Annotated in this window: 3 protein-coding genes; all 3 read right to left on the reverse strand. The window is 50.5% G+C overall.

What is annotated here, in order from left to right; genetic code table 11:
- Positions 1-1,589 (reverse strand): phosphoethanolamine transferase (locus Q0614_RS06090; protein WP_298787272.1); only part of this gene is annotated, 1,589 nt, incomplete at its 3' end.
- Between the two features lie 22 nt (positions 1,590-1,611).
- The gene (locus tag Q0614_RS06095; RefSeq protein ID WP_298787274.1) at positions 1,612-2,388 is read right to left on the reverse strand and encodes an undecaprenyl-diphosphate phosphatase; all 777 of its coding nucleotides are present in this window, start codon (positions 2,386-2,388) and stop codon (positions 1,612-1,614) included.
- Positions 2,375-2,989: a thiamine phosphate synthase gene (thiE, locus tag Q0614_RS06100; RefSeq protein ID WP_298787276.1), complete on the reverse strand. Its 615-nt coding sequence runs from the start codon at positions 2,987-2,989 to the stop codon at positions 2,375-2,377. The genes Q0614_RS06095 and thiE overlap by 14 nt, the downstream gene beginning before the upstream one ends.
- Between the last annotated feature and the right edge of the window lie 119 nt (positions 2,990-3,108).

The raw sequence follows: 3,108 nt of genomic DNA on the forward strand, positions 1-3,108 counted from the left end.
TTATCCGACGCCATGAAAATCAGCGGGATTTCGAGCGTGAAGCGGTTGATGCCGCCGTGGATTAGCTTGCCGCGGTATTGATAAAGGCTCTGAGCGTGGTCGCTGAAATAGACTATCAGCGTGTTGTCGCTAGCAAAAATTTTATAAATTTCGCTCACGATAAAATCGTTGTAAGCCACGGTGTTTAGGTAGTGCGCGAGCTCTTTTTTCTGCCCTTCGTCCAGCGGCTCGCGCGAAATATCCGCGGCGCTAAATTTAGCAAAGCTTTTCGGATAGCGAAACTCGTAGCTAGGGTGCGAACCCATCAGATGAAGGATGAAAAATTTATCCTTTTTCTGCGTACCATTTACCTCTGCGGCGGAGCTTTCATCCTTGCGCGCAAGAGGTGATTTTTTCGCACCCGATTTGAAATTTCTTATGCTAGGCAGCATAACTTCGTCGAGCGAGTAGGCGTATTTGTAAACCGGGATCTGGTTCGTAAAGTCCGAGTGATCCGTCATCTGCGCGCTCGCGCCGCTTGCGACCGCCCACTGTCCGTAGCGCTCCTGGTTGCTGATCCAAAAGGTCTCGTAGTTTGCCAGCCGTGCGAGATTTACGATGTCGAGGTTGGCGCTCCACGGGCGCTGCTTTTCGCTCTCGTAATTTCCGAAATTTAGCACGTATTTTAACACGTCGTTGGTCTTGGCGCCCGGCGAGACGACGTCGCTAAAGGCGATTAAATTTCCGCTTTGCTCAAGCGCTTGCAGATTCGGCGTGGTGGGCAGATAGTAGCCGTATAGGCTCATGAAATTTCGCTGCAGGCTCTCTCCGATAATAAAAACGACGTTTGAGACGCGGTTTGGCGCGGTTTTATGCGAATGTGAGGCGTAAATGCTTTGGTATCCCGCTTGCAGCTCGCGCACGCTTTTAAAATCGGCGCCGAAATAATCCTTCGTAACGAAAGCAAAGTTATAAATCGGAATTTTATTTAGCGCGATTATGATGCTGGCGCGCATTTTCGAGCTTTTGGCTACGTAGCTTTTAAACGCCGCATGTGCGATAAAAACGAGCAAGCTAAGCAAAAAGGCCAGCTTTATCGCGCGACATAGCTTCATCCGCACTCGCTGGCTCACTCTAAGCTTAAGAGCGGCGAAGACGAAAATTAAAAGCGCCAAAAAAGCCGCGATAAGCTTGAAATTTAAAAACGCATGCGCGAACTCAAAGGCCTCCTTGGGCGTCGTTTGCACCAGCGCATCCAGCGTGCCGTGCGAGTAGGTAAGCTCCAGGATAAAGATCAAAAAAATCTGAGCGATCGCGAAGATTGCGTTTATCGCCAGAAGCGCAAAGGCGAGAATTTTATATAGCCTGGTGCTATAAAAGCTAAGCGCGTAAAGCGCGAAAAAAAGTATCGTCACGCCGCAGATCGCAGATGCCGCAAAAAATAGCGCCTGCGCAGAGAGCAGCTCGCCGCTGCGCGCGATAAGAAGCAACCCGAGCGCTAAATTTAATGCTAAAACTAGCGCGTATGCGTTTAGCACCGCGCCGCCGAATACCGATAGGAGGCTAAATCTGTCTTTTAAAAATGCGCCGATATTTTTTGCTAGGCTCATGAAATTCCTTTGATGATTGCGTTTAAAAAACGAAGATAAAAAATACGACGCCGATTAGAATTCTATAAATTCCAAACGGGATGAAATCAAACTTCGAAACGAAGCTTAGAAATAGCTTGATCGCCGCAAGCGCCACGACGAACGCTACTGCGCCGCCTATGAGAAAGGTCGTGATATTGTCAGAGTTTTGCGCGAAGGTGTCTAAATTTTTATAGGTGTCGTAAAAAGTCGCCGCAAACATCGTAGGGATCGCGAGTAGGAAGCTAAAGCGCGCGGCCAGGTTTCTGCTTAGCCCGCACAAAAGCCCTGCGATGATGGTAGCGCCGCTGCGCGAAGTGCCCGGCACCATCGCAAAACATTGCGAAAGCCCGATGATGAAGGCCTGAACGTATGAAATTTGATCCAGATGCTCCAGCTCGTCCTCTCTCGGGCGCGCCTTGCGAAAGAGCTCGACTGCGATAAAAATAATGCCCCAGCCGATCAGCGCGTAGGCGACGGTCTGCGGCGCGAATAGCGATTTGATGCTTTTATAGAGCAAAAAGCCGATCGCCGCGGTAGGGATAAAGCCCACGATGAGCTTGCACCAGAGCTTAAAATCGACCAAAAGCCGCTTGTAAAACATAGCCACGACCGCCAGGATCGAGCCTAGCTGGATAACGACCTCGAAGCATTTAAGCGTATCGGTCTGCTGCAAGCCCATCAGTTTTGCGGCTAGGATCATGTGCCCGGTCGAGCTTACGGGCAGAAACTCAGTCAGCCCCTCGACGATGCCTAAAATCACGGCGTCAAATATATTCATCCATTTTTTCCTTTAAATTTGCTAAATTCTGCGTAATCGAAGCGGGTTTGTAGATCGCCTCTACCATAGCGATATAATCGGGCTTGAGGGCTAAAATTTCATCCAGATTTTCTAAGCTTATGCCGCCGATTACGGCGATTGGGAGGTTTAAAGATTTTCGCGCCTCTTGCACAAGCGCATCGGGGCAAAGCGGCGCATCAGGCTTTGTCTTGCCGCGCCTTAGCGAGCCGAAGGCTACGTAGCTAGCGCCCTGCGCCTCGGCCTTTTGCGCGCGAGCAAGACCAGCGTAGCAGCTAACGCCGATGATCCTATCCGCGCCTAAAAACTCGCGCACCTGCGCCGTCTCGCCGTCGCCTTCTCCGATATGCACGCCGTGCGCGTCAAGCTTTTTGGCGAGCGCCGCATCGTCGTTGATAATGAGTTTGGCGCCGTAATCCTCGCAAAGACTGATGAGAGAGCGGATTAAAGCTTCATCCCTCACGGCGAGCTTGCTGCGATACTGCACGAGCTTTACGCCGCAGCGCAAAATTTCATCTATCTGCGAAAAGATAGTTTGCGGCGGCGTTAAGGCATCGTCGCTAAGCGCGTAAATTTCGCTCATCTATCCTCATCTTTTTTAGGTATAGGTACGCCGTTTAGGATGCAGTTGGTAACGTCCCAAAATTTTGCGCTATACATTCCGCGTTTAGCCTCTTTGGCTTCCTCGGCGGCTTTTAAAAG

Origin of the sequence: uncultured Campylobacter sp., from assembly GCF_937997595.1 — a bacterium.
GTDB lineage: Bacteria > Campylobacterota > Campylobacteria > Campylobacterales > Campylobacteraceae > Campylobacter_B.

Bases quoted from the DNA above. Each gene is read 5' to 3' on its own strand.
- thiE (WP_298787276.1), bottom strand. From the start codon at position 2,989: ATGAGCGAAATTTACGCGCTTAGCGACGATGCCTTAACGCCGCCGCAA.
- Q0614_RS06095 (WP_298787274.1), bottom strand. From the start codon at position 2,388: ATGAATATATTTGACGCCGTGATTTTAGGCATCGTCGAGGGGCTGACT.